This window comes from Lederbergia citrea, assembly GCF_018343525.1.
Classification (GTDB): domain Bacteria; phylum Bacillota; class Bacilli; order Bacillales; family Bacillaceae_C; genus Lederbergia; species Lederbergia citrea.
Map to the genome: position 1 here is coordinate 113,649 of NZ_JAGYPH010000005.1, position 23,695 is coordinate 137,343.

23 protein-coding genes, 2 tRNA genes, 1 rRNA gene, 1 pseudogene and 1 riboswitch are annotated in these 23,695 nt (G+C 38.1%); of the genes and pseudogenes, 9 read left to right on the plus strand and 18 right to left on the minus strand.

Going from position 1 to position 23,695, the window contains the following annotated elements:
- Window positions 1-249: 249 nt before the first annotated feature.
- Window positions 250-1,086: a carbonic anhydrase gene (locus KHA88_RS19670; RefSeq protein ID WP_249306318.1), complete on the minus strand. Its 837-nt coding sequence runs from the start codon at window positions 1,084-1,086 to the stop codon at window positions 250-252.
- Between the two features lie 563 nt (window positions 1,087-1,649).
- Between KHA88_RS19670 and KHA88_RS19675 the strand changes: the two genes are divergently transcribed.
- Window positions 1,650-2,492 carry an HAD family hydrolase gene (locus KHA88_RS19675; protein ID WP_213108749.1) on the plus strand — a complete coding sequence of 281 codons (843 nt, stop codon included), beginning with the start codon at window positions 1,650-1,652 and terminating at the stop codon, window positions 2,490-2,492.
- A 307-nt stretch (window positions 2,493-2,799) separates the two neighbouring features.
- Here the strand turns inward: KHA88_RS19675 and KHA88_RS19680 are convergent, their stop codons facing one another.
- Window positions 2,800-3,105 (minus strand): monooxygenase, encoded by a 306-nt coding sequence (locus KHA88_RS19680; protein ID WP_213099871.1) that lies wholly within the window; start codon window positions 3,103-3,105, stop codon window positions 2,800-2,802.
- A gap of 295 nt (window positions 3,106-3,400) precedes the next feature.
- Between KHA88_RS19680 and KHA88_RS19685 the strand changes: the two genes are divergently transcribed.
- From KHA88_RS19685 to KHA88_RS21085, 3 genes and pseudogenes are all read left to right on the plus strand, one after another.
- Window positions 3,401-4,459 carry an ATP-grasp domain-containing protein gene (locus tag KHA88_RS19685; RefSeq protein ID WP_249306321.1) on the plus strand — a complete coding sequence of 353 codons (1,059 nt, stop codon included), beginning with the start codon at window positions 3,401-3,403 and terminating at the stop codon, window positions 4,457-4,459.
- Between the two features lie 114 nt (window positions 4,460-4,573).
- On the plus strand, window positions 4,574-5,584 hold the full coding sequence (locus KHA88_RS19690; RefSeq protein ID WP_346729017.1) for a M20 family metallopeptidase: 1,011 nt from the start codon (window positions 4,574-4,576) through the stop codon (window positions 5,582-5,584).
- A gap of 182 nt (window positions 5,585-5,766) precedes the next feature.
- Window positions 5,767-5,932 (plus strand): annotated as a pseudogene (locus KHA88_RS21085) (tyrosine-type recombinase/integrase); the annotation flags it as partial.
- Window positions 5,933-5,987: 55 nt separating this feature from the next.
- Here the strand turns inward: KHA88_RS21085 and KHA88_RS19695 are convergent.
- The 3 genes from KHA88_RS19695 to KHA88_RS19705 form a co-directional block, all read right to left on the minus strand.
- The gene (locus tag KHA88_RS19695) at window positions 5,988-6,890 is read right to left on the minus strand and encodes an HD domain-containing phosphohydrolase (RefSeq protein ID WP_213099870.1); all 903 of its coding nucleotides are present in this window, start codon (window positions 6,888-6,890) and stop codon (window positions 5,988-5,990) included.
- A gap of 122 nt (window positions 6,891-7,012) precedes the next feature.
- Window positions 7,013-7,708, minus strand: coding sequence for a hypothetical protein (locus tag KHA88_RS19700; protein ID WP_213122697.1), 696 nt, complete (start codon window positions 7,706-7,708; stop codon window positions 7,013-7,015).
- 65 nt (window positions 7,709-7,773) lie between these two features.
- Window positions 7,774-7,861: riboswitch (cyclic di-GMP riboswitch) on the minus strand.
- Window positions 7,862-8,387: 526 nt separating this feature from the next.
- Complete coding sequence (locus tag KHA88_RS19705) at window positions 8,388-8,579, minus strand: hypothetical protein (protein ID WP_213099868.1); 192 nt, start codon at window positions 8,577-8,579, stop codon at window positions 8,388-8,390.
- Between the two features lie 203 nt (window positions 8,580-8,782).
- On the opposite strand from KHA88_RS19705, the gene KHA88_RS19710 reads away from it, so the two are divergent.
- Window positions 8,783-9,904 (plus strand): nitric oxide synthase oxygenase, encoded by a 1,122-nt coding sequence (locus KHA88_RS19710; protein ID WP_249306324.1) that lies wholly within the window; start codon window positions 8,783-8,785, stop codon window positions 9,902-9,904.
- Between the two features lie 1,115 nt (window positions 9,905-11,019).
- On the plus strand, window positions 11,020-11,286 hold the full coding sequence (locus KHA88_RS19715; RefSeq protein WP_213099866.1) for a hypothetical protein: 267 nt from the start codon (window positions 11,020-11,022) through the stop codon (window positions 11,284-11,286).
- 455 nt (window positions 11,287-11,741) lie between these two features.
- On the opposite strand, the gene groL is transcribed toward KHA88_RS19715, so the two are convergent.
- Both groL and groES read right to left on the minus strand, forming a co-directional pair.
- Complete coding sequence (gene groL / locus KHA88_RS19720; protein ID WP_213099865.1) at window positions 11,742-13,373, minus strand: chaperonin GroEL; 1,632 nt, start codon at window positions 13,371-13,373, stop codon at window positions 11,742-11,744.
- Between the two features lie 54 nt (window positions 13,374-13,427).
- The gene (gene groES, locus KHA88_RS19725; protein WP_213099864.1) at window positions 13,428-13,715 is read right to left on the minus strand and encodes a co-chaperone GroES; all 288 of its coding nucleotides are present in this window, start codon (window positions 13,713-13,715) and stop codon (window positions 13,428-13,430) included.
- 409 nt (window positions 13,716-14,124) lie between these two features.
- On the opposite strand from groES, the gene KHA88_RS19730 reads away from it, so the two are divergent.
- Both KHA88_RS19730 and KHA88_RS19735 read left to right on the plus strand, forming a co-directional pair.
- Entirely contained in the window at window positions 14,125-14,856 is a 732-nt protein-coding gene (locus KHA88_RS19730) for a CPBP family intramembrane glutamic endopeptidase (RefSeq protein ID WP_213099863.1), read from the plus strand.
- Window positions 14,857-15,054, plus strand: a complete 198-nt coding sequence (locus tag KHA88_RS19735; protein WP_213099862.1) for a YdiK family protein — start codon at window positions 14,857-14,859, stop codon at window positions 15,052-15,054.
- A 44-nt stretch (window positions 15,055-15,098) separates the two neighbouring features.
- Here the strand turns inward: KHA88_RS19735 and tatC are convergent, their stop codons facing one another.
- From tatC to moaC, 4 genes are all read right to left on the minus strand, one after another.
- Window positions 15,099-15,848 (minus strand): twin-arginine translocase subunit TatC, encoded by a 750-nt coding sequence (gene tatC, locus KHA88_RS19740; RefSeq protein WP_213108750.1) that lies wholly within the window; start codon window positions 15,846-15,848, stop codon window positions 15,099-15,101.
- 15 nt (window positions 15,849-15,863) lie between these two features.
- Window positions 15,864-16,058 (minus strand): twin-arginine translocase TatA/TatE family subunit, encoded by a 195-nt coding sequence (locus KHA88_RS19745; RefSeq protein WP_213122698.1) that lies wholly within the window; start codon window positions 16,056-16,058, stop codon window positions 15,864-15,866.
- 54 nt (window positions 16,059-16,112) lie between these two features.
- Window positions 16,113-16,790 carry a redox-sensing transcriptional repressor Rex gene (locus KHA88_RS19750; protein ID WP_213099859.1) on the minus strand — a complete coding sequence of 226 codons (678 nt, stop codon included), beginning with the start codon at window positions 16,788-16,790 and terminating at the stop codon, window positions 16,113-16,115.
- Between the two features lie 65 nt (window positions 16,791-16,855).
- Entirely contained in the window at window positions 16,856-17,344 is a 489-nt protein-coding gene (gene moaC, locus KHA88_RS19755; protein WP_213099858.1) for a cyclic pyranopterin monophosphate synthase MoaC, read from the minus strand.
- A gap of 107 nt (window positions 17,345-17,451) precedes the next feature.
- Between moaC and KHA88_RS19760 the strand changes: the two genes are divergently transcribed.
- Window positions 17,452-19,389, plus strand: coding sequence for an ABC-F family ATP-binding cassette domain-containing protein (locus KHA88_RS19760; RefSeq protein WP_213108752.1), 1,938 nt, complete (start codon window positions 17,452-17,454; stop codon window positions 19,387-19,389).
- Between the two features lie 431 nt (window positions 19,390-19,820).
- Here the strand turns inward: KHA88_RS19760 and tsaD are convergent, their stop codons facing one another.
- The 7 genes from tsaD to rrf form a co-directional block, all read right to left on the minus strand.
- Complete coding sequence (tsaD, locus tag KHA88_RS19765) at window positions 19,821-20,837, minus strand: tRNA (adenosine(37)-N6)-threonylcarbamoyltransferase complex transferase subunit TsaD (RefSeq protein WP_213108753.1); 1,017 nt, start codon at window positions 20,835-20,837, stop codon at window positions 19,821-19,823.
- Entirely contained in the window at window positions 20,837-21,304 is a 468-nt protein-coding gene (gene rimI, locus KHA88_RS19770; protein ID WP_213099855.1) for a ribosomal protein S18-alanine N-acetyltransferase, read from the minus strand. Before rimI ends, tsaD begins: the two co-directional genes overlap by 1 nt.
- Window positions 21,291-21,998: a tRNA (adenosine(37)-N6)-threonylcarbamoyltransferase complex dimerization subunit type 1 TsaB gene (gene tsaB / locus KHA88_RS19775; RefSeq protein WP_213099854.1), complete on the minus strand. Its 708-nt coding sequence runs from the start codon at window positions 21,996-21,998 to the stop codon at window positions 21,291-21,293. Before tsaB ends, rimI begins: the two co-directional genes overlap by 14 nt.
- The gene (gene tsaE, locus KHA88_RS19780; protein WP_213108754.1) at window positions 21,979-22,449 is read right to left on the minus strand and encodes a tRNA (adenosine(37)-N6)-threonylcarbamoyltransferase complex ATPase subunit type 1 TsaE; all 471 of its coding nucleotides are present in this window, start codon (window positions 22,447-22,449) and stop codon (window positions 21,979-21,981) included. The genes tsaB and tsaE overlap by 20 nt, the downstream gene beginning before the upstream one ends.
- Before the next feature lie 354 nt (window positions 22,450-22,803).
- Window positions 22,804-22,879: transfer RNA gene (locus KHA88_RS19785), tRNA-Asp, on the minus strand.
- Window positions 22,880-22,912: 33 nt separating this feature from the next.
- Window positions 22,913-22,986: transfer RNA gene (locus KHA88_RS19790), tRNA-Met, on the minus strand.
- Between the two features lie 548 nt (window positions 22,987-23,534).
- Window positions 23,535-23,651, minus strand: a 5S ribosomal RNA gene (rrf, locus tag KHA88_RS19795).
- Window positions 23,652-23,695 lie beyond the last annotated feature (44 nt).

Genomic DNA, 23,695 nt, shown 5'->3' on the forward strand with positions numbered 1-23,695 from the left:
AAGCTTGTAGAGAAAATATGGTACTTTCTCTACAAGCTGTGGAAGGTGTCCTTCACCTTCCTATTTATCACTGTGAATATTATGGATGGCGCCTTGAATATCTAGCTGCTGCGTTTCGCCTTCAATCCTGGCTCTACCGGTAGATCTCTTGCCCGCTTTAATTTTCCACAGCCAACCCGGGTTCCTTTTAGTGCAGCAAAAAAAGGACTTTGGAGATATATGTCTCAATGTAAATGGAATCTTGCTTTACTAGTTCTTAATAATTTCGCGTTTGTTTAAATTCAGAACAGGACGATGGTTATCAGGGAAAATTTGCTGAAATGCTTGAATTTGTTCTTTTGACATTTCAATCGGCTTTTCAAAAACAATCCATTTTACTTCTTCCGTACAAGGTGGTGTCGTTAATGAACCATTATAATGGAAAGATCTTTGATCTGAAGGGAGCAAAGCTTGTAAATCAACAGGTTCTTTTATGAAAATATCTTTTTCTGTTTCATCCTTCGGCAATACATCCCAAACAGATGCTAGTTTTTCATTTTCTTTTCCTTCTTCAATCATCACACCAAGAACAGCAAGTTTACCGTTCGCATCTTGGTGTACAAGGTGCAGTTCCATATCAAAGTGTTGACCATTAAATTGATGCTCGCTTGGTGTATGGAAATGAAATTGAACAAGTTTGTATTCATTTCCCTCTACGACAATGCTATTACTTGGTGTTTCGGCATTAGCCAGCACTGTATAACCGTTATTGATTATTGAAAATGGTGTTGGTTTATATTGAATTTCAATGTTTTCTAATTTTTTACTTGTTTTTACCTGAGAGGATTCGATATTGATGGGTGATTGTTCATTTCCTTGGATACAGGCTGAGAATGAAGGTTCCAATTCCCCCCAATGTTCAGGACCTGTATCTCCTTCGTAAGACCATTGAGCAGTGGGTGTATCATCTGACTTTGCTGCATTATTTTCTTTAGTTTCAGTTACTTCTTTTTCTGGTATAGTTGTTTCCTTCGTCTGATCTGAGCAAGCTCCCAGTACAAAGATTAATGATACAACTAGAAATGGATAAATAAGATACTTTTTCAATTTGGTAAATTCACATCTCCTTATTTTTTCTATCACTTGCATATAAAACACTACTAAAACTCTCAAAAAACACAAAACATTATTTTCCAAAAACGCCTGTATTCCCCAATGTCGTTAATTTTTACTATATGTTTACACGAAAAGTGAATAAAAATATGAATTATCTCTTGGTGCTTAATGACTAGTTTTCACTCTAATTAAAAGCATTTTTGTTTCTCGATTTATAGAGTTAAGATAAACGCATGTAAATGAAAACCGCTTTTTCATACTTAATCCCCCGTTTTAAATAAATAAAAATCCTTAAAAATAAAAGAGAGTACATATTAGTCACTACGTATAATATGTACTCTCCTTTTATTAAATTAAAGTGAGCTATTGTTGAAAATTGCTCATTAAAAAACTCTAAGTAATCTTTATTATTTAATTGGTGCCTTATATTCCCTATAAAATCAACCTCTTACATTATTATCCTAAATTTCCATTTTATCCTCATATATTTTTAGACCGCTTTATGTCGACAATATACTAGTGGATAATTTTTTAGAGAAATATTGGAGGTAACAATGGAAAGAAATATAATAAAAAACGCGGGATTAGTCATTTTTGATTTTGACGGCACTTTATACGAGGATACAGACCATTTCGTTTATTATTCGGAACAATTAAAAAGGCAACTGCCAGAAGATGTACAGCCCCTTTTTACAAAAGAATACGAAAAGATAGTATCTGGAGAACATGTTGTAACTATAGGAAAAGTATACGATGTTGTTCATGACTATGTATTAAAATTAGATTCAGTTCAATCAACGGTTTTAAAGGCTTGGACTTGGAAAGGAAAAGAATTGGAAGCCGATTTGATACAAAGACTTTACCCGCAATCATTAAATTTTGATCTTGATACGATGATCGCCATTGGAGACGGATGGTGGCTCCCAACTGTTTGTGCAAAGCATTTTGGGCTACAAGATACACAATCCGCCTATGTTCAAACGAAAAACTTTATGGCAACGGATCAGTTTCATTTAAGCAAAATAACTGGTTTACGAGAAGCACTTATACATCTAAAGGAAAAGAAAGACATAGTGCTAATGACGAACAGCCAGAAAGATAATGTACAGCGCATTCTTCAAAATATAGATTTGCAGGACATATTTGAAAATATCATCACAGAAGCAAATAAACCTCGAGATACAACGAAACATTTTTTAGACTTCTTACAAAAGTTTAATATTCGACCTGAAAAAGGATTATCTATTGGTGATAATTACATAAATGATATTGCTCCAGCTATTAACATTGGGATGCAAACGGTATATATTGATTTATATGAATCAGACTATCCCGAATATAATGGAAGAAGAGTAAAAAGTATATCGGAATTGATTAAGGAGATGAGTTCACTATAAAAAGCCGTGAAGATTCCTGCTAATTTTATATGTGTCCATCATGGATTGAGATCTCTAGCGTTCCAAACTGTGCATGTAGTCAAAAAATAAAGGCTTCTCATCAATTTGTAACAATTATTGAGAAGCCTATATACATTACTTTAGCATTTCACATTTTTCTAGCAAGGAAACCTTTACTTACAAGGATTTCTGGACAGATTACATCATGCCGCACATTCATGATTTTCTAAAATAGAGAAAACAGGTGTAAAAAAACCTTGGCTTCTCTTCTTTGTTTCTATAATAAAAGACCTATAAGTAATCTTTATTATTTAATTGGTGCCTTATTAATAAGTGATAATGCTTCGTTCACTTCAAAAATTTTACCTCGAATATCAGTAATACCAAAGCTTGTTAAACGAGCTGAATGCATTACTAAATATTTTTCAGCATCCTCTTTCGTTTCGAATAAGTATATCCCCCCAGCTTCTTTGGCAGCCGCATCCTCTGTCCATATCTTCCAAACCATACCTGGCTCATCATTAATACTTTTCGCTAAATCAACGAATGCCTTTGACATTTCTTCACCGAATGGCCCATCCATTTTAAAATCCACTTGTAATAAATATTTCATGATTACTACTCCTTTAGGTTTTAATTATATGTATAATATCATCCAGACAATAAAATCAGCAAAAATCCTTTAAACTTTTCGCCAACTGAGTAATCCTTTAAATATTTTCTAAAAATAAGGAAAAAAGTATTTTATTTAGAAATACCGCTAAGAACCCCGGCGCTATAAAACTGATAATCCAAAATAACAGGTTTGCTCTTTGCAAAAATCACTACTAGAAAGGCAGGTTAAAGTTTCACATGGCGGGTAAATATTAGTAGCTGGTTTTCTAGCAACTGATTTAAAATGCGAGGAGTTGAATAAACTGAATATCTTATTGACATCAACTGCAAGAAGAATAGACTTGGTAGGATTTTTTCAGGAAGCTTTAAAAAATGCTGGTATCGACGGGAAAGTGATTGCTGCCGATCCTGAATATAATGCCCCATCGCTCCAAGCTGGGGACGAAAACTATGTAATTCCACATCAAACGGATTCAAATTATATGGAAACAATAGTGGAGATTTGTAAGAAACATCATGTGGACTGTCTTGTCCCATTGAATGATTGGGAAGTGCCCAAAATATCTGCACACAAAAAAGAACTGGAGAAATTAGGTGTATCCGTATTTGCGCCGGATTCAAATATTGTCAAAAAGGTACGGGACAAGGGAAAGTACCGGGAGCTGCTTGATCCGTTTGGCGTTAAGACTCCGCTTTCTTACTTCAATGTTGAAGATGCGAAGAAGGCATTGGAAAAACAAGAAGTATCCTTTCCGTTAATCGTGAAGCCCCGTAACGGTTCAGCCTCAATAGGTGTTGATATTATCGATAATTTAGAGGATATGGAATTTGCCTATCAGCAGGCCGTTCGAAATATTAAAGAAAGTCCATTGGATAGCGCCACATCCAGAGAACCGGAGGACAATGTCATTATTCAGGAAGTGATTGAAGGTGATAAATTTAGTGTGGATATGTTTAACGATTTAAATGGCCGCTTTCTTACTTCATTCGCTCGAAAGCAATTAGGTATGAGAGGCGGAGATATCGATCGGTGCATTACGGTAAATATCCCTGAATTAACAGATATCGCACAGCGATTAGGTGAAAGCTTTGGCCATACAGGCTATATGAACGCTGATGTCTATTTCAATGGTATCGATTATTACGTTATTGATATCAACCCCCGCTTTGGCGGCGGTTATGCTTTTACCCATTCAGCAGGAGCGGATATTCCAGCCGCAATCATTGCACTAACCGCCGGTAAACAGGTACAAGAGGATTGGCTGCGTCAAAAACCTGATATCGAGCTAGCACGACATGACACTGTTGTTTCGATAAATAAACAAAAGGTGATGCAAGTACTTCAAGAGTAACATTGAAAGTAAAACGTTTGATCAAACTTTAAAAAATGTAGGAGGGATAAAATCGGCGATCCAATCCCCTTATTAGAAGAACTAATAAAAATAGACAGCTCTACAAAAGCAGGTGTGAATGAAGCGATTGCCTATTGTGAACAATGGTTAACAGACCAAGGCCTCCCCGTAAAAAAATTAGTAAATAATGGGTTTCATATGCTAGTTTGTGAAATAGGCCAAGGTGATCATACGATTGTATTAAACGGACATATCGATGTCATTGAAGCGGAGGAAAGACAGTTCCAACCCCATTTTAAAGATGGAAAAATGTATGGTCGGGGTGCAGTGGATATGAAAGCAGGAGTGGCTGCTTTCATGGTGGCAGCAGCACAATTGAAAGACAGGGACTTAACATCCAGGGTCATGCTTCAAATCGTTCCTGACGAGGAGACCGGCGGCATCAATGGAACCAAATATTTAACAGAAAAAGGCTATTTGGGAGATTTTATTATTTGTGGCGAACCAACAAATATGGGGATTGCCATCCAATCTAAAGGCGTGCTTCAGCTCGATATTACCGTCCAGGGGAAACCCGCCCATGGGAGTCGTCCATGGGAAGGCACGAATGCAATAACCAAAGCGATTAGTCTCTTTGAAGAAATTTTAGAGCTTCCTTTTGCACAAGAAAGCTCCCCTATGTTTACTCAGCCATCTATCAATCTCGCGAAGATCCAAGGAGGAACCGTCTATAATAAGGTACCCGATCTATGCGAAATTTCCCTGGATATCAGATATCTGCCAGACCAGTCTCCGGAGGATATCGTTCATCAGATTCAGGCAATAACAGACGGTACCGTAACAACCCATTTTTGCAATAATCCGCTCAAAACAAAAGCAGACAATCCTTATGTAGAAGCATTGGGCGAATCAATTAAACGAATCACCCAGCTCGAAAGAGTAACCATATTCGGTCAGCATGGTTCCAACGATGGACAGTTTTTCACCGAGTACGGAGGTTCAGCCGTAGAATTTGGCCCCGTTGGCAGCGACTGGCATGGGGAGAACGAAATGGTTTATGTCGATTCGGTGAGGGAATATCAGGATGTGCTGGTGGACTTTATATTGTCTTTGAATGATAATTAGCCAAAAACTCACATATGATTATATTCTTGAGGGGTTTATAAAAGGGCTCTGGCAGATAATAATGGTTATGTGAATTATTTACGGGTTCTATTAAAACAATTGAGGAGTTCAATTATATTTACATGTAAATATCTTTAAAAGTAAAGGCCTCCCATCAGTTTAGCGAACTGATGGGAGGCCTTTCATTACGCCATACTCATTCCTCTCTATTAGCTGAGGCAGGGGTAAGTCTTCCACAAATAAATAGGAAGATTAGGACACAACAACGATGAAGACACAACAAAAAATGTTTATTTACATGTTACAAAAGAGATGAAAAAAGAGGCGCTTATTACCTTCCTGCCATAAACAACCCAATTTGTGCCATCAATGTATTACCAATATATGTCCTTTTCCCATGCTTCTAAATCCGTCCTTCTTCTTTTAAAATTTCAACGAATGCCTCTACTATTTTTCTATCATAATGTGTATCAGAGAGTTTTATTAGCTCATCAACTGCAAATTGTATATCCAAAGCTTGACGATAGGATCGGTCTTCTGTCATTGCATCGAAGGTATCACTTACTGCTATGATCCGCGCCTCAAGCAGGATATCCTCCCCTTTTAAACGATTAGGATAACCACTTCCATTTAATCTCTCATGATGCTGTACGATGATTGTAGAGATTTCTTCATAATAGGTTTCCTTCACCATCTCTGCACCATCGATTGGATGACGCTTAATTATTGCAAACTCTTCATCAGTTAACTTTCCTGGCTTATTTAAAATCTCTTCAGGAGTATTTATTTTTCCGATATCATGTAAAAGGGAGGCTAAATATAAGTTCTCAAGTCTATCCTTGGGCAATTTTAATTTCTTGGCAATTTTAACTGCATATTCAGATACTCTCTCACTATGCTTATATGTGTATCGGTCTTTTTTTTCTACCTCATCGACTGTCTCTTTAAGAATAGTGATACTTTCACTTAATTGATAAAAGGCAGGTTCTGTAATCACCCATAAATAAACTACTTCTGATAACGTGATGAAATGAATTGGCTCATCTAAGTTAGTGGCTGTGTAATAATCGTTAGGACCAAGTTTAACTTTTTCACCATTTAATTCACAAGTCATTTCACCTTTTAAGATATAGAAGAACTCCATTACATTAGGAGAATCACTAGGATAAACATAGAAGAGGTTGTCTTTTGCTATCGTCTGAATCATAATTTCAGACCCATCCCCTCTGGCAAGCAGACTTATATTAAAATGATCAGATTTAACCTGTTCTATATGTGTTCCGTCTCTTCCAATTGAAAAAGCCATACAAGTCACCTCTACACCTGATTACAAAGAAAGCGAGTCTACACAAAATTGCTAGACTCGCTTTCTATCTATCATTTTATAATATTGGCAATAATTCCTCAATGACTTTATAATTTAATTACTTATAACTTTACCACACGGACCGGGTCAATCCAAACCCATTGATCAGCAAAGCGAACTAATTTCCAGGTGCATTCAGCAATAATCCCTACTTCTGCCACTTTGGCAATCGTTTCTGCTGACATTTCTAATGTTTTATTATAATTGTCTGTAATGACCTTCTCCAAATCCTTTGTATACTTCTCTGTCTTTTCCTCAGCCTTTTCTATCCTTTTATTTAGTTTCTTTGTCAGTTTTTCTAGCTTATCGTGTAGCTTCTTAGAGTCCTTATCCTCGGCTAAAGTTAAACTGATCGTTATTTCTTGAATGTCTGCTTCAATTTCACTTATTTTCTTTTCAATTTTTGCCGTTTCTTTAGCTAGCTTTTCTTCTATTTTCAACATGTCTTCTTCTAATTTTGCAATCTTTTTCGCATCATGTTTATGGGTTTCCAATTCAGAAGATAACTTCTCTTTTTCGTCTTTTAGCTTAATAACCTCTTTACCTTCCTCTATCACTTTTACATCTTTAATGTAATCTGCTTGAAGCTTGTCCGCTTTTTTCACTGCTTTTTCAATCTCTTTATCTATTTCTCTATTTGTTTTTTCAATCAACTCTAGCGCTTTAACATTTTCAGTATCACTCGCTGCTGAGACACTCGTCCCTAAACCTATCATCATTACTGATAAAACTAATAGTACTAATAACCTTCTCACCATATTCCCCCCCTATTTTGATCGGACTTAATTAAAAAAGTCTCTTATTTAATAATTAAAGGGACTGAAGATGCAACTGGCTGGCATAGTATCATGATACTTTAGACCCTATAGCATTGCGTCCTTATCTTTTCAGATAAGTTGCCCTTTAATATATTTGGTTTGTTACCACCATTATACATTACTTTAGCCTTAATTATACAGAATAATTTGTAATTTCACGAGTTCTTTTGTAGTATTTTGTCTTTTTCGATCATGACGAGGGACTATTTGACCATATTCTCAGAAGAAATTAGAAAACATGGAGTAGATCATTAGGCTATTATTTTCAATGATAATACATAGTGCATTACCTTCTAATTAACCAATAGAAAAAGGCTTCCCAAAAGTTTAATCAACTAATGAGAAGCCTCTTTTATATACCTGATATTAGCAAAATGTTAGCAAACCACTCTCATTTTACTTACAAACCCATTCATATCAAGGGTTGAGGGGCGCTATTACATCATGCCGCCCTTAACACTGGATGTTTTATGGTTCTCTAAGAAATGATATAAGCGTTGGTATAACAAGCTTTAAAGAGATTATTAGATTTTCCTTTTGTACTGATTTATATAGTTATATATTTTTTTTCAGGTCAAAATGCGGTCACTAATACATCCAATTCATTAGCTATTGTCCTTCATTTATTTCTTCGTTTTCTTCTTTTACCCATCTCAAGGTTTCTTCCTATGCCAAATACTGCTTCCCATTCTGTCAATTGCTTATCCTTCTTTTCCTGCCCCGTTCTTCCTGTCTCCGGAAACGGATTACGTTTGACATAAAAAAACACCCACTTTTCGTTCAATCTTTCGTTGATTATAGAACAATTCAAACGAAATTATCCGTTAAAGGTTCCTGAAATAAAAAAAACACACCACAATTGTGATGTGCATAATAATCGAAATGTGCAATAAAATCGACTTATTTCCGTACAGCTATTGGCATCTACCTCAATAATAATTCAATAAATTTACAAATTATTTCATTATTACAGTCATGTATTGATGATAAGCTAGAAATATGGAGTTGATACTAATGGTTCAGTCTACTAAAATTAATAATTTACTACTTGAAGCGATACAATTTATAGAAAGTTGTTACGATGAACTCGGAATATCCGAAGCAAGAAAATTGAAACGAATTCAAGAAATAAAAAATGAAATAAATGTTACTGGAACATACGTTCACAAGACTTTTGAATTAACACACGGAGCAAAAATGGCGTGGCGTAACAGTAATCGTTGTATTGGACGATTACTCTGGGATACCCTACATGTTTTTGATGCGCGAGATGTACTCATAGCAGAAGATGCGTATAAAAAACTAGTTAAACATATTAATTTTGCTACAAATGATGGGAAAATCCGATCTGCAATTACGATCTTTGCGCCTCGAAGAAATGGAAAAGATCCTATCAGAATTTGGAACCATCAATTATTACGTTATGCAGGATACAAAGAGGACGATAAAATAATTGGTGATTCCACATCTATCAAGCTGACCAAAATGTGCGAAAGAATGGGATGGCAAGGGCACAAGACTCCCTTTGATATTCTTCCTCTAGTTATCCAAGAATCAGGGAAAAAACCTCAATTATTTAAAATTCCAAATGAGATCATTAAAGAAGTACCGATAACTCACCCACAACTTGATGGTTTTAACGAGCTAGGTGTAAAGTGGTATGCTGTTCCAATCATTTCAGACATGCGTTTAGAGATAGGCGGAATTGATTATCCTATGGCTCCGTTTAATGGTTGGTATATGGGCACTGAAATTGGAGCAAGAAACTTAGCAGATCAAGACCGCTATAATTTATTACCAAAAGTTGCAAAAATAATGGGATTGGATACTAAGTTAAATGGATCACTGTGGATAGACAAAGCTTTAATTGAATTAAATATTGCGGTTTTACATTCTTATCAAAAAGCTGGTGTAACCATTGTTGACCATCATACTGCAGCAAAGCAATTTAAAAAATTTGAAGAAAATGAAATGAAAAATGGTCGACATATCACAGGCAATTGGGCATGGCTTATTCCACCAATATCACCTGCAACAACTCATATTTATCATAAACAATATAAAAATGTCACGTTAACTCCAAACTACTTTTATCAAGAGAACCCTCAGGAAAGCTATACGGTCAGTCCCAAATAATAAGCAATCCTTATTCCATTAAGACACGCAGAACAGAAAAAAAAGCAGCCATTGACTGCTTTTTTTCTTCATTAAAAGTAACTGCTCCTTTCTAATTGATTGACTGTTGAATTCCATGTAAAATCACTTCAAGTCCCCATCGGAACCGTTCCATTGATACGGTATCACCCGCGAACATTTCCTCTTTCAGACTATGTATGAAAGGAAACTGGGCCTGGTCTGCACTCTGAATGTTTTCTTTATGTCTAAAATCTGCGTAGATCCGTGCTTCTTCCCAGAGACCTTTTCGTATGCTACGGAGGATACATATAACAGTAACAGGTCTACTCACCATGCAGCGGATATGAAGAAACCCAATTTCTCCACAAATTTACGGAGAAGTTGGGCATTTTAGCATTGGAATTTCCTTATCGTTGTAAATCCGCGGTTTCCTGACGGTACCCCTTTAAGGCCTAATATAAAATTCAAACCAATAAAAACCTCCTCTAGACACATTGTAAAAAGAGGAGCTTTTTATTGGTAAAGGGTTGGTGAAGCTTGGTAAATTCTTTGTCAAAGAGTGGTAAAGAAGATGGCGGAGGTGGTAAATTCCTATCGCCGTAATCATCATGTCTCATTTTTCGTCTTAGATTCATCTAATTTTCCAACTGTACATCAATCATGTAGATCATATGATTCTAGTATTGCTAAGTCATTTCTAAGTTCACTCAATCTTTTCACTCCTTTTCATCGCAATATGATATTACTTTTTCTAGTTTCAAATACCCGGTTTCCTCTTTATAGTAAATCGTGGAACGACTTCCGCAAAAAGACAATATAGAGGAAAATCATCTTCATCTACATAAGAATCTTTTGTACAACATTCACAAGTGATTGTAACAACCTTAATGACAGCCCCCTCCCCTCCCATTCATGCCTTAGTTACTTATTTATAGGAACGATATTATCTGTATTAAGTTCCTGATTTTCTTTAAAAGAAGAAGAAACACCCTTAAAGATTAAATAAAGGAATTATTCTAAAGGGAAAACAACCATCCGATTCTACTTTCGATTGTTTACAAATGTCGGTTATGTTACCATTTTATGAAAGATGAATATATGAACGAGGTGAAATCATGGACATACTAATCCCTATTGGCATTGGCTTTGGTGCTAATACATTGATTTACTTTGTAGCTCTAGGATTGTTAAAAAACAAGCACCGTGCAGTTAAGTCCACGTTAATTGCTCCAATAATGATATTGATTAGTGCCTATATTATGGGCAGATGGATCGGAATGGGGCTTGCTGTAATAAGTTTCGGGATGTTGGCAGCAGCCATGATTATCCTGTTTATCAATTTCTTAATAGAGAGTAGTCGAAATAAAAGGGTCACCGAATAAAAAAGACCCATCACTCATAGAGTAACGGGTTCTGATGTGTTTTTAACTAGACTTTTGATTATTTTGATATCGAGTCAACTAACCCTCTTATCGTCAACCTTTATCTCCATCTTTTTCAATAACTTACCAAAGGTAAAACCGTATTAAGTCTCAATTCTTCATGTTAAAATTATCTAGAGGTGTTTATATGTTTATATCCCCAATGTTGTTGCATAATATAGGTCAACCTTTTGATAACGATTTTTGGATAACAGAATTAAAACTTGTTTCTGATCATATATAGAAAGAAATCTCACTGGGGACTATTATAAAAACCTAATAAAATTATAATTAAAATAAAAACTCCCTCTGAAATAATTTTTCAGAGGGAGTTTTTTATTTTCCGCGGTTAATATGCGGTCACGAGCTTCCTGTAAACCTTTGAAACCCTTGATATATCAAGGTTTCTAAAAGCCTTACATCATGCCGCCCATTCCACCCATGCCGCTCATGTCAGGCATTCCGCCGCCAGCGTTTTCTTCTGGCTTGTCAGCTACAACTGCTTCAGTTGTTAGAAGCATAGCTGCAACGGATGCTGCGTTTTGAAGCGCATAGCGTGTAACTTTAGTTGGGTCAACGATACCAGCGTCAATCATGTTCACCCACTCATCAGTAGCGGCGTTGAAGCCGATTCCGATTTCTTCTTTCTTCAAGCGGTCAACAACAACAGATCCTTCAAGGCCAGCGTTGTGCGCGATTTGGCGTACAGGCTCTTCAAGTGCACGAAGAACGATTTTCACACCAGTTGCAACATCGCCTTCTGCTTCGATTGCTGCTACTTTATTATATACGTTTACTAGTGCAGTTCCGCCTCCGGAAACGATTCCTTCTTCAACAGCTGCACGAGTTGCGTTCAAAGCGTCTTCGATGCGAAGTTTGCGCTCTTTCAATTCTGTTTCAGTTGCAGCACCAACTTGGATAACAGCTACGCCGCCAGCAAGTTTAGCCAAACGCTCCTGAAGTTTTTCAAGATCGAACTCGGAAGTAGTTTCTTCCATTTGAGTACGGATTTGGTTAACACGTGCACCAATGTTTGCAGTTTCTCCAGCACCTTCAACGATTGTAGTATTTTCTTTAGAAACTACTACTTTCGCAGCGCGGCCAAGAGAATCGATTGTAGCTGATTTCAAGTCAAGGCCAAGCTCTTCAGTGATCACTTCACCGCCTGTTAAGATAGCGATGTCTTCAAGCATAGCTTTACGACGGTCACCAAAGCCAGGAGCTTTAACAGCTACTGCGTTGAATGTTCCGCGAAGTTTGTTTACAACTAGTGTAGACAATGCTTCACCTTCAACATCTTCAGCAATTAGCAATAGTGGCTTGCCTTGTTGAACAACTTGCTCAAGAACAGGAAGGATTTCTTGGATGTTAGAAATTTTCTTGTCAGTGATCAAGATATATGGATTTTCAAGAACTGCTTCCATTTTGTCAGTATCTGTTACCATGTAAGCAGAAGTATATCCACGGTCGAATTGCATACCTTCTACTACATCAAGATCTGTTGTGAAGCCTTTTGATTCTTCGATTGTAATAACGCCATCGTTGCCAACACGCTCCATTGCTTCAGCAATTAGTTGTCCAACTTCTTCGTCACCTGAAGAAATAGACGCAACTTGTGCGATGGATTCTTTATCTTCGATTTGTTTAGAAATCGCTTGTAGTTCAGTTACTGCAGTAGCAACTGCTTTTTCGATCCCTTTACGAACGCCTACAGGGTTAGCTCCAGCTGTTACGTTTTTCAAGCCTTCCGTAATCATCGCTTGAGCAAGAACCGTTGCAGTAGTTGTACCGTCACCTGCTACATCATTTGTTTTGCTTGCAACTTCAGAAACTAATTTAGCACCCATGTTTTCGAATGCATCTTCAAGTTCGATTTCTTTTGCAATAGTTACACCATCGTTAGTAATAAGTGGTGAACCGAATTTCTTCTCAAGAACCACGTTGCGTCCTTTTGGTCCTAAAGTTACTTTAACAGCATCCGCCAATTGGTCTACTCCGCGCAGTAGTGCACGACGAGCATCTTCAGAGAATTTAATATCTTTTGCCATTGTTTAATGACCTCCTCATCGAAAATAAAATTAAGAAACAGAATAACTTTTTAATTATTTGCCGATAACAGCTAATATGTCAGATTCACGCAGAATCAAGTATTCATTGCCTTGGTATTTCACTTCTGTTCCAGCGTATTTCGAGAAAATGATATTATCGCCTTCAGCCACCTCAAGAGCTACACGCTCACCGCTTTCAAGAACACGGCCAGTACCAACAGCAACAATTTTACCTTCTTGCGGTTTTTCCTTTGCTGAATCCGGTAGCACGATACCGCTTGCAGTTTTCTCTTCTGATTCAACTAGTTCAATAATAACGCGATCACCTAATGGTTTTAACAAGTGAAACAACCTCCTTAAATAAATATGTAGTTTATTTATTCATTTATTAGCACTCTTACTCAATGAGTGCTAACACAGTTATTATAATAATAAATTCAATTTCTTTTTGCAAGCTTCCTGCATCATTTTATAAAAAATTCTTTTCTCCAATCCTCTACATTTTCTGCAAATGACGCTGATATTTTTATAAAAGGGCAACACGATCCTTAAACAAAGATCATCAGGACTAGATTTTGGAGACTTGGATAGTACAGTCCTCCATGGACTCTCCAAAAACCAGCGAACGCACTCCTCAAAGCCGCCCATCTAGTCTATATATTCGTGAAAAAGCCTACAATATTTGAATGCTCCTGATTTTATTAGTAAAATGAAAGTTGTTTCTAATAATGCTTGAAGGGATTTTTTATCCATGGAAAAAAAGTATGTATATATTTTGATTACCTTTATTGCGATTCAGCTCTCGGTTTTCATCGGAATGCCTTTGCTTTATTTTACTGGGGTCACACTTTTTAATGTGGAGCCGGCTAAGATGGAAGTTTTAGCAACGGGTATTTGGATCGTCTTTAGTTTTACTGCAGGTCTTTTAATTGTGTTGCTGCTATTAAGGAAAAAAGATGCTTATACGAATGTTGAAAGATCGGCGCCAATGCCGCTTGGACCAGCGATGATTTGGGCTGTAGGAGGAATTTTCATCGCGTTTTTCGCGCAAATTGCTGCTGTCTTAGTTGAAAGGGCACTTGGTATTGAGCCAGGTTCCGAGAATACACAACAAATCATGAACTTAATTAAACTTTTCCCTTTAGTGATGGTTGCCAGTTCCATTATTGGACCTATCCTTGAAGAAATTGTTTTTCGAAAAGTCATCTTTGGTACATTATATAATCGACTTCCTTTCTGGGCCGCCGCTCTTATAAGTTCCCTAGCATTCTCGCTTGCCCATATGGAACCAAAACATCTTATTTTATACGCAGCGATGGGCTTTACCTTCGCATTTTTATATGTAAAAACAAAAAGAATCATCGTTCCGATTATTTCTCATATGATGATGAATACCCTTGTGACAGTCGTACAATTTACCAATAGGGAAAAGATTGAAGAAATGACTGCATATGTACAAGGCTGGATTGGAGGTTTCTTCTAAGTGAGATCACCATTGTTTTCTAGTTTTGTATATTTAGTACTTGGCGTTGTTTTTACTGTTTTTGCTGTCCAGCAAGTGACAATGAATGACTGGAATTTCTTCGCATATTTGCTCATCATTTTAGCGACATTTGATTTTGGAGCTAGTTTTAGGCTTTTTTCACTACATTTAAAACTAAAGAAACAACAAAAAAAGTAAACTAAAAAAGAGACTTTCGTAAAATGGAAAGTCTCTTTTTTTGCTTAGTTATTCATTTTCACTTGCTCTGTTTCCGCTGCCTGTGCTTTTTTATACCCAATTCTTGAAATCCAGATGCTGATTTCATAAAGAATTAAAAGCGGCACAGTTACCATCAAATGCGAAACGATATCAGGCGGTGTAATAAATGCAGCAATGACGAGCAAAACAAAATAGGCGTATTTTCTGATATCGGACATCAACTTCGGGGTAATGATGCCAAGCCTAGTTAAGAAGAGCATGACAACCGGGAGCTGAAAAAGCAATCCGAATGGTAATGTGATTTGAAATAAAAATTGAAAATATTCATTTATGCCGATCGTCGATTTAATCCCCATATCGCTGGATAAGCCGAGCATGAACGTAATGACAAACGGGAAAAGAACAAAATATGAAAACGCCAATCCGGCTAAAAATAACAATACTGATATTGGGATATATCCCAGAGTAGCTTTACGCTCTTTTTCAAGAAGGCCGGGACTGACAAAAGACCATAGCTGATATAATATCACTGGTGATGTCATGATTAATGAAAGAACAAATATCATGTTCATATACACTTTAAATGGATCCGTAACACGAAATGCATTCATTGTTAGTTCCTGGGCAGCATCAGCATTTTGAATAAGTTTGATAAGCGGCTCTACTAGAAAAAAGCTAACAATGACTGCAAATACGAAGAAAACGACTATAATCATCAGCCGTTTTCTTAATTCGTCTATATGGTCAAAGATTGTCATATCTTTTTGATTCATAGCAATTTCATCCTATCATTGGTCGGCGTCTTTTTTATTAACCTTATCTTTATCTTCGTCATCCGCCAGCCCTGCCGTTGCGTTCTTAAACTCACGCAATGTTTTGCCTGCCGCCCTACCTAGTTCCGGCAATTTCTTCGGACCGAAAATCAATAATGCAACAATAGCAATGATGGCTACACTACCTGGACCTACTGCTCCTAAAACCATTACGCCCACCTCCTTAATAACTATAATTTTACCGGATTTAAATGTGTTTGGCTATCAAGAATTCTCTATTTCCTGTGAATTTTCGGTGTCTTCTTCATTAGGATAGTTTTTTAAGAAATAGATGAGAGACTGGAGTTCAACCGCGAGATCAATATGATGGACGCGGACAGATGGCGGAACGCTTAATCTTGCTGGAGTGAAATTCAATATTCCTTTCACATCTGTATGTTCCAGACGATCGGTGATTTGCTGAGCCACACCGGCTGGTACAGTTAAAATAACGACAGACACTGCGTCTTTGCGAAGCCGCTCTTCTAGTTCAGCCATATCATGGATGACCACATCACCAATTTTGCTGCCAACTTTCTCCGGATCCACTTCAAAGGCCATGGCAATCTTCATATTGTTATTTTTTAAAAAGTTATAGTTTAAAAAAGCTGTTCCTAAATTTCCGACACCAACTAAAGCGACTTTCGTCAGTTCATCTTGATCTAGCGTTTTTCTGAAAAAAGATTGTAGATAATTTACATTATACCCATATCCTTTTTTTCCAAGCGCACCAAAATAAGAAAAATCTCTTCGAATGGTCGCTGAGTCGACTTTTACTGCTTCACTCAATTCAGCAGAAGAAACACGCTGTTTTCCAGAAGCGTGCAGGTTTTTAATAAATCTGTAATAGAGCGGCAGCCTTTTTGCAGTTGCCTGCGGTATTTTTATATTTTCGTCGTTCATATTTAATCCTCCGTGAAATGCCTAATGGGCTGACTTAACCTGACTTCAGGCTCTGCCATCCAATTTCATTTACGCTGATAATCTTTGCTAGTTGTTCCACCGGTTTTTTCGATCAAAAATGTAGGGCCGATGACCATCCCTTTGTCGATTGCTTTGCACATATCATAAACGGTTAAAGCTGCGGCGGAAACGGCCGTAAGAGCTTCCATCTCTACTCCTGTGCTCCCCTTCGTCTTCACTGAAGCCATAATTTTTAATAGACGGCTTTCGTCAGTAGCTTTTTCCCATTCAAATGAAATATCGATACCTTGGAGAGCAATCGGGTGGCACATCGGAATAATGTCCCAAGTCTTTTTAGCAGCCATAATTCCAGCTACTTGAGCGACAGCGAGAACATCACCTTTTTTAATTTTGTTCGCATGGATATGCTCATAAATGACCTCGTTTACTTCAATGCTTGATTGGGCAGTTGCTGTGCGAACGGTATCAGGCTTGGAGCTTACATCAACCATTTTCGCCCGGCCTTCTTCATTAAAATGCGTTAACTTTTTCACTGTCAACACCTCTTCCTTAATCATACACTATTTCTTTCTTACTGTCTTTTTTCATTGGAAGATTCCATAAATTACGGTAAACTAGCTATAAGTATGAGGTGAAAAAAATGATGTTATTACAAATACAACAATTGACTAAATATTTTGGGGCAGAATTAATCCTATCAAATATTAAATTAGAAATACAGCTCAAGGATCGCATTGCGCTTGTCGGCAGAAACGGTGCAGGGAAATCCACTTTGCTGAAAATGATTGCTGGTCAACTATCCTATGATTCCGGTCAAATCGTTAAACCAAAGGATGTCTCGATTGGTTATCTTGCTCAAAATACCGGCCTTGAATCTACTCTTTCGATTTGGGATGAAATGCTGTCCGTTTTTGATAGCGTAAGGAAGATGGAAAAGGACATCCGGAATATCGAACAGGAATTATCAAACCCTGCTAATTATGAACAGGCGGGTCTATCGGAAAGACTTTTAAGAGAGTATGATCAGCTACAAGTGAAATTCAAGGATATTGGGGGTTATCAATACGAATCTGATATTCGTTCCGTTCTTCATGGATTACGATTTTATGAAAAAGACTATAGTTCACTTATTTCAACATTAAGCGGAGGTCAAAAAACTCGGCTCGCTCTCGCCAAACTGCTTTTAACTAAACCAGATATTCTCATTTTGGATGAGCCCACCAATCATCTTGATATTGAGACCTTGTCATGGCTGGAACAGTATTTGCAGAGCTATTCAGGTGCAATTTTAATCGTCTCCCATGATCGTTACTTTTTAGATAAAGTAGTCACTCAAGTATACGAGCTTTCGAGACATGAATTAAAGAAATTCCATGGTAATTATAGCAAATACTTAACGCAAAAAGCGGAAATTTACGAGCGGGAATTGAAGCAGTTTGAAAAGCAACAGGACGAAGTAGCCAAACTTCAAGATTTTATCCAGAAAAATTTAGCGCGAGCTTCTACAACGAAAAGGGCCCAAAGCCGCCGGAAGCAGCTAGAGAAAATGGAAATGCTAGATCGACCAATGGGGGGAGAAAAGTCAGCAAGCTTTGCATTCGGAATTGAAAAGCAAAGTGGAAATGACGTTTTGAAAATAACAGATGCTGTCATCGGTTATGGACAAACTTCTCTTTCTAATAATATAAACTTCTCTATCTCTAGACATGACAGTATCGCGCTTGTGGGACCAAACGGTGTTGGTAAATCAACCTTACTAAAGACCATTATTAAAAAATTGCCATTGCTTGCTGGTAGCATTGGGTATGGTTCAAACGTAACGATCGGTTACTATGACCAGGAACAAGCGGAACTCTCTTCTAATAAAACCGTTTTACAAGAGTTGTGGGATCAATATCCACATAAGGACGAAAAAGAAATTCGGACTGTGCTGGGTAATTTCCTGTTCAGCGGTGATGATGTCCAAAAAATAGTCTCCACTCTCAGTGGTGGAGAAAAAGCCCGGGTTGCCCTTGCTATTTTAATGCTTGAGCAAGCTAATTTCCTGATTTTGGACGAGCCCACTAACCACTTGGATTTAGACAGTAAAGAAGTGCTTGAGAACGCGCTTGTCGATTATCCAGGCACGATTCTATTCGTTTCACATGACCGTTATTTTATTAACCGATTAGCAACGATCGTCGTGGAACTTTCTCCTGAAGGAACGAAAGAATATCTTGGTGATTATGACTATTACGTAGAGAAAAAAGCGGAAATGCTCGAACTTGCACGCCTTGATGCTGAGGAAGGATTGAAGCGTGTAGAAGCAGTTGCCCAGTCAAACAAAAATTCTTATCAACAAGATAAGGAAATCAAGAGATTAGAAAGACAACGTAAGCGGCGGATTGAAGAAATCGAAGAAAAACTTTCTACCTTAGAGGAACAATTAGAGGAAAAGGAAGAAGTATTATGCCGGCCCGATATTTTCGAAGATCACGAACAAGTAATGGCCATTAATGAGTGCATAGAAGAAATAAAAGCTGAAATCGACAAGCTATTAGAGGAATGGACCGAACTATCAGAGCTGTTGCAAATATAACACCCTATTTGGGTGTTATATTTGTTTCTACTGGCCGCGCGGCACTCATTTTGGCTGTTTCGGCACTCTTATTGACCGTATGCTTTTCTTGTTAGCTTTGGTGACACTTTTATAAGCCGTCGCCACAGGACAGGGTGTAACCCTCACTATCAGCTTGAGGTTTTCCACAGAGTTACACACATTATCAACAGCGGAAATAAAGGCTTCACGTCACTTTTCCACACAATCCACAAAACACGATCCTGTTATCCACAACTACTGAATATCTTAACATCAAGGGGGACAAGGGATAGGAGAGTTCAAAAAAATATCCACATAATTATCCACAAGCTGATTTATGAAGGGATATTATTATCTTTTTACCCTAATTGGGTCACTTATAACAAAAAAACCCATTAAGAATCGTATCTTAATGAGTTTCTACTTTTTCATTATTTTTCGATGTCCAGCCCTGGGTGGGCGTTCATTTCCATACCGCCTCTTTTACCTTGTTCAAACAAAATGCTTCCTGCCGCTGCAATCATCGCTGCATTGTCGGTACAAAGATAAAGTGGGGGGATTACGAGCTCGACGTTTGGCATCCGATCAAATGCGGAAGTTAAAGATGCTCGCAGCCCCTTATTTGCTGCCACTCCCCCCGCTAAAAGCACTTGCTTCACTTCATATTCTCTAGCAGCTCGGATCGTTTTTTCCGTCAAAACTTCAATCACGCTCGCTTGAAAACTAGCAGCTAAATCTTCAGGAGATATTATTTCTCCGCGTTGCTCCGCATTATGAAGCGTATTAATCACAGCTGACTTTAATCCACTAAAACTGAAATCATACGATCCTTCCTCAAGCCATGCCCTTGGCAAGTCGATCACAGGTTTCCCTTCATGCGCAAGTCTGTCAATATGAGGACCGCCTGGATAAGGAAGTTGCAATGTTCGCGCAACTTTATCATATGCCTCACCTGCCGCATCATCCCGCGTTTCTCCAATCACTTGGAATGAGCCATGATTCTCCATGAAAATCAGCTCGGTGTGCCCACCAGAAACAACGAGAGATAGCAATGGAAATTTCAATTCTGAAATAAGCCGATTCGCATAAATATGGCCGGCAATATGATGAACACCGACTAACGGAATTTGATGGGCAAAAGCAAGTGCTTTGGCCGCATTCACTCCTACAAGCAAGGCGCCCACCAAGCCGGGACCTTCTGTAACTGCAATGGCATCAATATCTTTCATTGTTATATTAGCTTGTTCCAGCGCTTCATCAATGACTATTGTAATTTCCTCCACATGATGCCTAGATGCGAGTTCGGGAACAACACCGCCGAATCGCTTGTGGCTCTCTATCTGTGAAGCAACGATATTTGAAATGATTTCCTTACCATTTTTGACAACTGAAGCCGCTGTTTCGTCGCAGCTCGTTTCAATACCTAAAACTAATAGATCTTTTTCCATCATAATTTCACCCACATGACAATCGCATCTTCCTGATTATCCGAATAATAATTTTTTCGGATACCACCTTCGCGAAAACCTAATTTTTGATAAAGCGACCTAGCCGGAGTATTGCTGACTCTTACCTCGAGCGTCATCGTATTGGCTCCGCCTTCTTTGGCAAGCGACATCATTTTTCGAAGTAATGACTCACCGAGCTTTCTGCCCCTGTATTCTGGCAAAATCGCGATATTCGTAATATGCGCTTCATCCATCACAAGCCAAACACCACAGTAACCAGCTACTTCTCCGTCACATTCCAACATCACATAAACAGCAAAACGATTATTGGTTATGTCATTATAAAAAGCCTCAGCTGGCCATGGTACTGTAAATGATTTCTGTTCAATGTCCACAAGCCGTTCAATATCATCTTCGGTCGCAAATCGGAAAGTAATATCCCAAGTTTTTGGACTATAGTTTATCATTTTTCTGCTCCTGTTTCTCTAGCCATTTCGCTTCCGCTTCCACGAGTCGGATATAATTTGGGGAAAATGAATGGATTTCTTCTGCAGGCAAATGCATTCCGAGTCTCCCCAACTCTCCTGGCCTCGGATTATACTCAGTCATCTTTGCAAAAAAAGCATTTTCTGAAAGCTGCAATTGAAATGTTTCCTGATGAAGAGTGACATCATTACCCGTAAATAAAACCGGTGCCTGCAATTCTTTCAGTTTTTCAGCCCATTCCTCAGCTAAAATATTTCTGTCATCCATTACTGTTTCAAGATGTCCATTACGATATTGATATAAACCTGTATAGATTAATCCCCTTCTTGCATCAAACAAAGGAGAGATATACCCATTAAAATAACGCGGAGAAGCAGCCAAAACAGCCAGGCTAGATACTCCAGAAAGAGGGATTCCAAGGCTCCATGCCATCGTTTTGGCAATTGTAACACCAATCCGGACGCCCGTGTAAGAACCGGGCCCTTTGGCCACGACAATTTTCTCAAGTTCCGCCGGTACGATTCCACAGTCTTGTAGTAATCGTTCAATCGCTGGCATCACCCGGACGCTGTGATTCTTCTTAATATTTGTTATATATTCTCCAATGATTTTTTCTTCATTTAAAAGTGCGATACCGAGAATATCATTGGATGTATCAATCGCTAATATGTTCATTTAATAACTCCTCACACAAGGCTTCATATCTTGTCCCTGATGGCTTCAAAATTAATTTTCGCTCATCATCGCCTTGATGATACAAATAAATCGCAAGCTTCTCATCTGGAAGCTGATCTTCAATTAAGTGAGCCCATTCAATCACTGTGACCCCATCGCCGTAAAAATATTCGTCAAAACCAAGATCTTCTGCTGAATCTTGGACTCGATAAACATCCATATGATAAAGGGGAATTCTTCCAGCATATTCTTTAATAATCGTAAAGGTAGGGCTATTAACTGTTTTTTTAATATCTAACCCAAGTGCCAAACCTTTAGTAAATGTTGTTTTACCTGCACCAAGATCGCCCTCAAGTAATATCACATCACCTTCATTAAGTAGGGTACCTAGTCTTTTTGCAACAGCATATGTTTCTTCGGGTCCATTCGATCTTAATTCATAGTTCTTCATTCGAACTCTCCCTTTTGTAAAATACATTCAATCTTATATTAAGTTTACACGATTAAATAAGGCAAAACAAAATACAAAGCGCAGGCGCCTTGAATGAAGAACGGCTAAGACCGCCACGTCCTTATGTCTTCGCCGTCCTGACCCGCATCCTGCGGGCTTCCGACAAGCATATTTTTTGAGAAAAAAGTCCGGTCTTGACTTTTATTGCCTAATGGCTTATTTGACTTGAAGGGCTAGGCGCTGGAGCTAGACACGACTAGCTTTCATTAAATTTATCCACATAATGTTATTTTATAATTTCCTAAACAAAAAAAAACGAAACCGCGTTTCGTTTTAATGAGTAAAATTATATAATGGCGGTCCCGACGGGAATCGAACCCGCGATCTCCTGCGTGACAGGCAGGCATGTTAACCGCTACACCACGGGACCAACTGGCATAGGATATGCCTGTTAAAAAAGTGATTGCGGGGACAGGATTTGAACCTGCGACCTTCGGGTTATGAGCCCGACGAGCTACCGGACTGCTCCACCCCGCGACGATAAGATAATATTCATTACGAGTTGCTTCCTTAGCAACAAAACTAATTATATACCAACTATTTCATAAATGCAACTGTTTTTATCATTAAATTTTATAAAGTGCCAAAAAGAACCTGTATGTACGGCATCAGGTTCTTTTCTATTATAAAATTTCAGTTGGCTTGATAAACTTCTCCATGCCCTACTCTTCTGGCAGACACAATCTCACCGACAATTGCTTGGGATCCTTTATCCATTTAAAGTGCTATCTTTTTCGAGAAGTCTAATCCCCTAATTGGAAAAGGCTATCCTCATGAAGCCGGTGTGAAGACAGACTTTGACCCTTTTTGGTAAATGCTGTCCTTATGAGAAGCAGTCATAAGGACAAGAATCTTCTTATTTGGGTAAAAACTGTACTCATGAAGACGTCATGAGTACAGGAAACTTCGTATTTTAGTAAAAGCTGAACTCATGAAGCTGCCATGGACAAGCTTCCAGAAATTGATTCTTTAATTATTAACACAAAAAAACGCGATATGGATTAATCCATATCGCGTTCTTAGTTGCCTGGCAACGTCCTGCTCTTGCAGGGGGAGATCCCCCAACTACCATCGGCGCTGAAGAGCTTAACTTCCGTGTTCGAGATGGGAACGGGTGTGACCTCTTCGCTTTCGTCACCAGACTATTTTGAGGTATTCATTCCCTCAAAACCAGATAAATGAGAAG

Excerpts from the sequence above, each read along its gene's own strand:
- KHA88_RS19675 (WP_213108749.1), top strand. The coding sequence starts at position 1,650 with ATGGAAAGAAATATAATAAAAAACGCGGGATTAGTCATTTTTGATTTT.
- KHA88_RS19680 (WP_213099871.1), bottom strand. The coding sequence starts at position 3,105 with ATGAAATATTTATTACAAGTGGATTTTAAAATGGATGGGCCATTCGGT.
- KHA88_RS19695 (WP_213099870.1), bottom strand. The coding sequence starts at position 6,890 with ATGGCTTTTTCAATTGGAAGAGACGGAACACATATAGAACAGGTTAAA.
- KHA88_RS19700 (WP_213122697.1), bottom strand. The coding sequence starts at position 7,708 with ATGGTGAGAAGGTTATTAGTACTATTAGTTTTATCAGTAATGATGATA.
- KHA88_RS19710 (WP_249306324.1), top strand. The coding sequence starts at position 8,783 with ATGGTTCAGTCTACTAAAATTAATAATTTACTACTTGAAGCGATACAA.
- KHA88_RS19715 (WP_213099866.1), top strand. The coding sequence starts at position 11,020 with ATGGACATACTAATCCCTATTGGCATTGGCTTTGGTGCTAATACATTG.
- groL (WP_213099865.1), bottom strand. The coding sequence starts at position 13,373 with ATGGCAAAAGATATTAAATTCTCTGAAGATGCTCGTCGTGCACTACTG.
- KHA88_RS19730 (WP_213099863.1), top strand. The coding sequence starts at position 14,125 with ATGGAAAAAAAGTATGTATATATTTTGATTACCTTTATTGCGATTCAG.
- tatC (WP_213108750.1), bottom strand. The coding sequence starts at position 15,848 with ATGAATCAAAAAGATATGACAATCTTTGACCATATAGACGAATTAAGA.
- KHA88_RS19745 (WP_213122698.1), bottom strand. The coding sequence starts at position 16,058 with ATGGTTTTAGGAGCAGTAGGTCCAGGTAGTGTAGCCATCATTGCTATT.
- KHA88_RS19750 (WP_213099859.1), bottom strand. The coding sequence starts at position 16,790 with ATGAACGACGAAAATATAAAAATACCGCAGGCAACTGCAAAAAGGCTG.
- KHA88_RS19760 (WP_213108752.1), top strand. The coding sequence starts at position 17,452 with ATGATGTTATTACAAATACAACAATTGACTAAATATTTTGGGGCAGAA.
- tsaD (WP_213108753.1), bottom strand. The coding sequence starts at position 20,837 with ATGGAAAAAGATCTATTAGTTTTAGGTATTGAAACGAGCTGCGACGAA.
- rimI (WP_213099855.1), bottom strand. The coding sequence starts at position 21,304 with ATGATAAACTATAGTCCAAAAACTTGGGATATTACTTTCCGATTTGCG.
- tsaB (WP_213099854.1), bottom strand. The coding sequence starts at position 21,998 with ATGAACATATTAGCGATTGATACATCCAATGATATTCTCGGTATCGCA.
- tsaE (WP_213108754.1), bottom strand. The coding sequence starts at position 22,449 with ATGAAGAACTATGAATTAAGATCGAATGGACCCGAAGAAACATATGCT.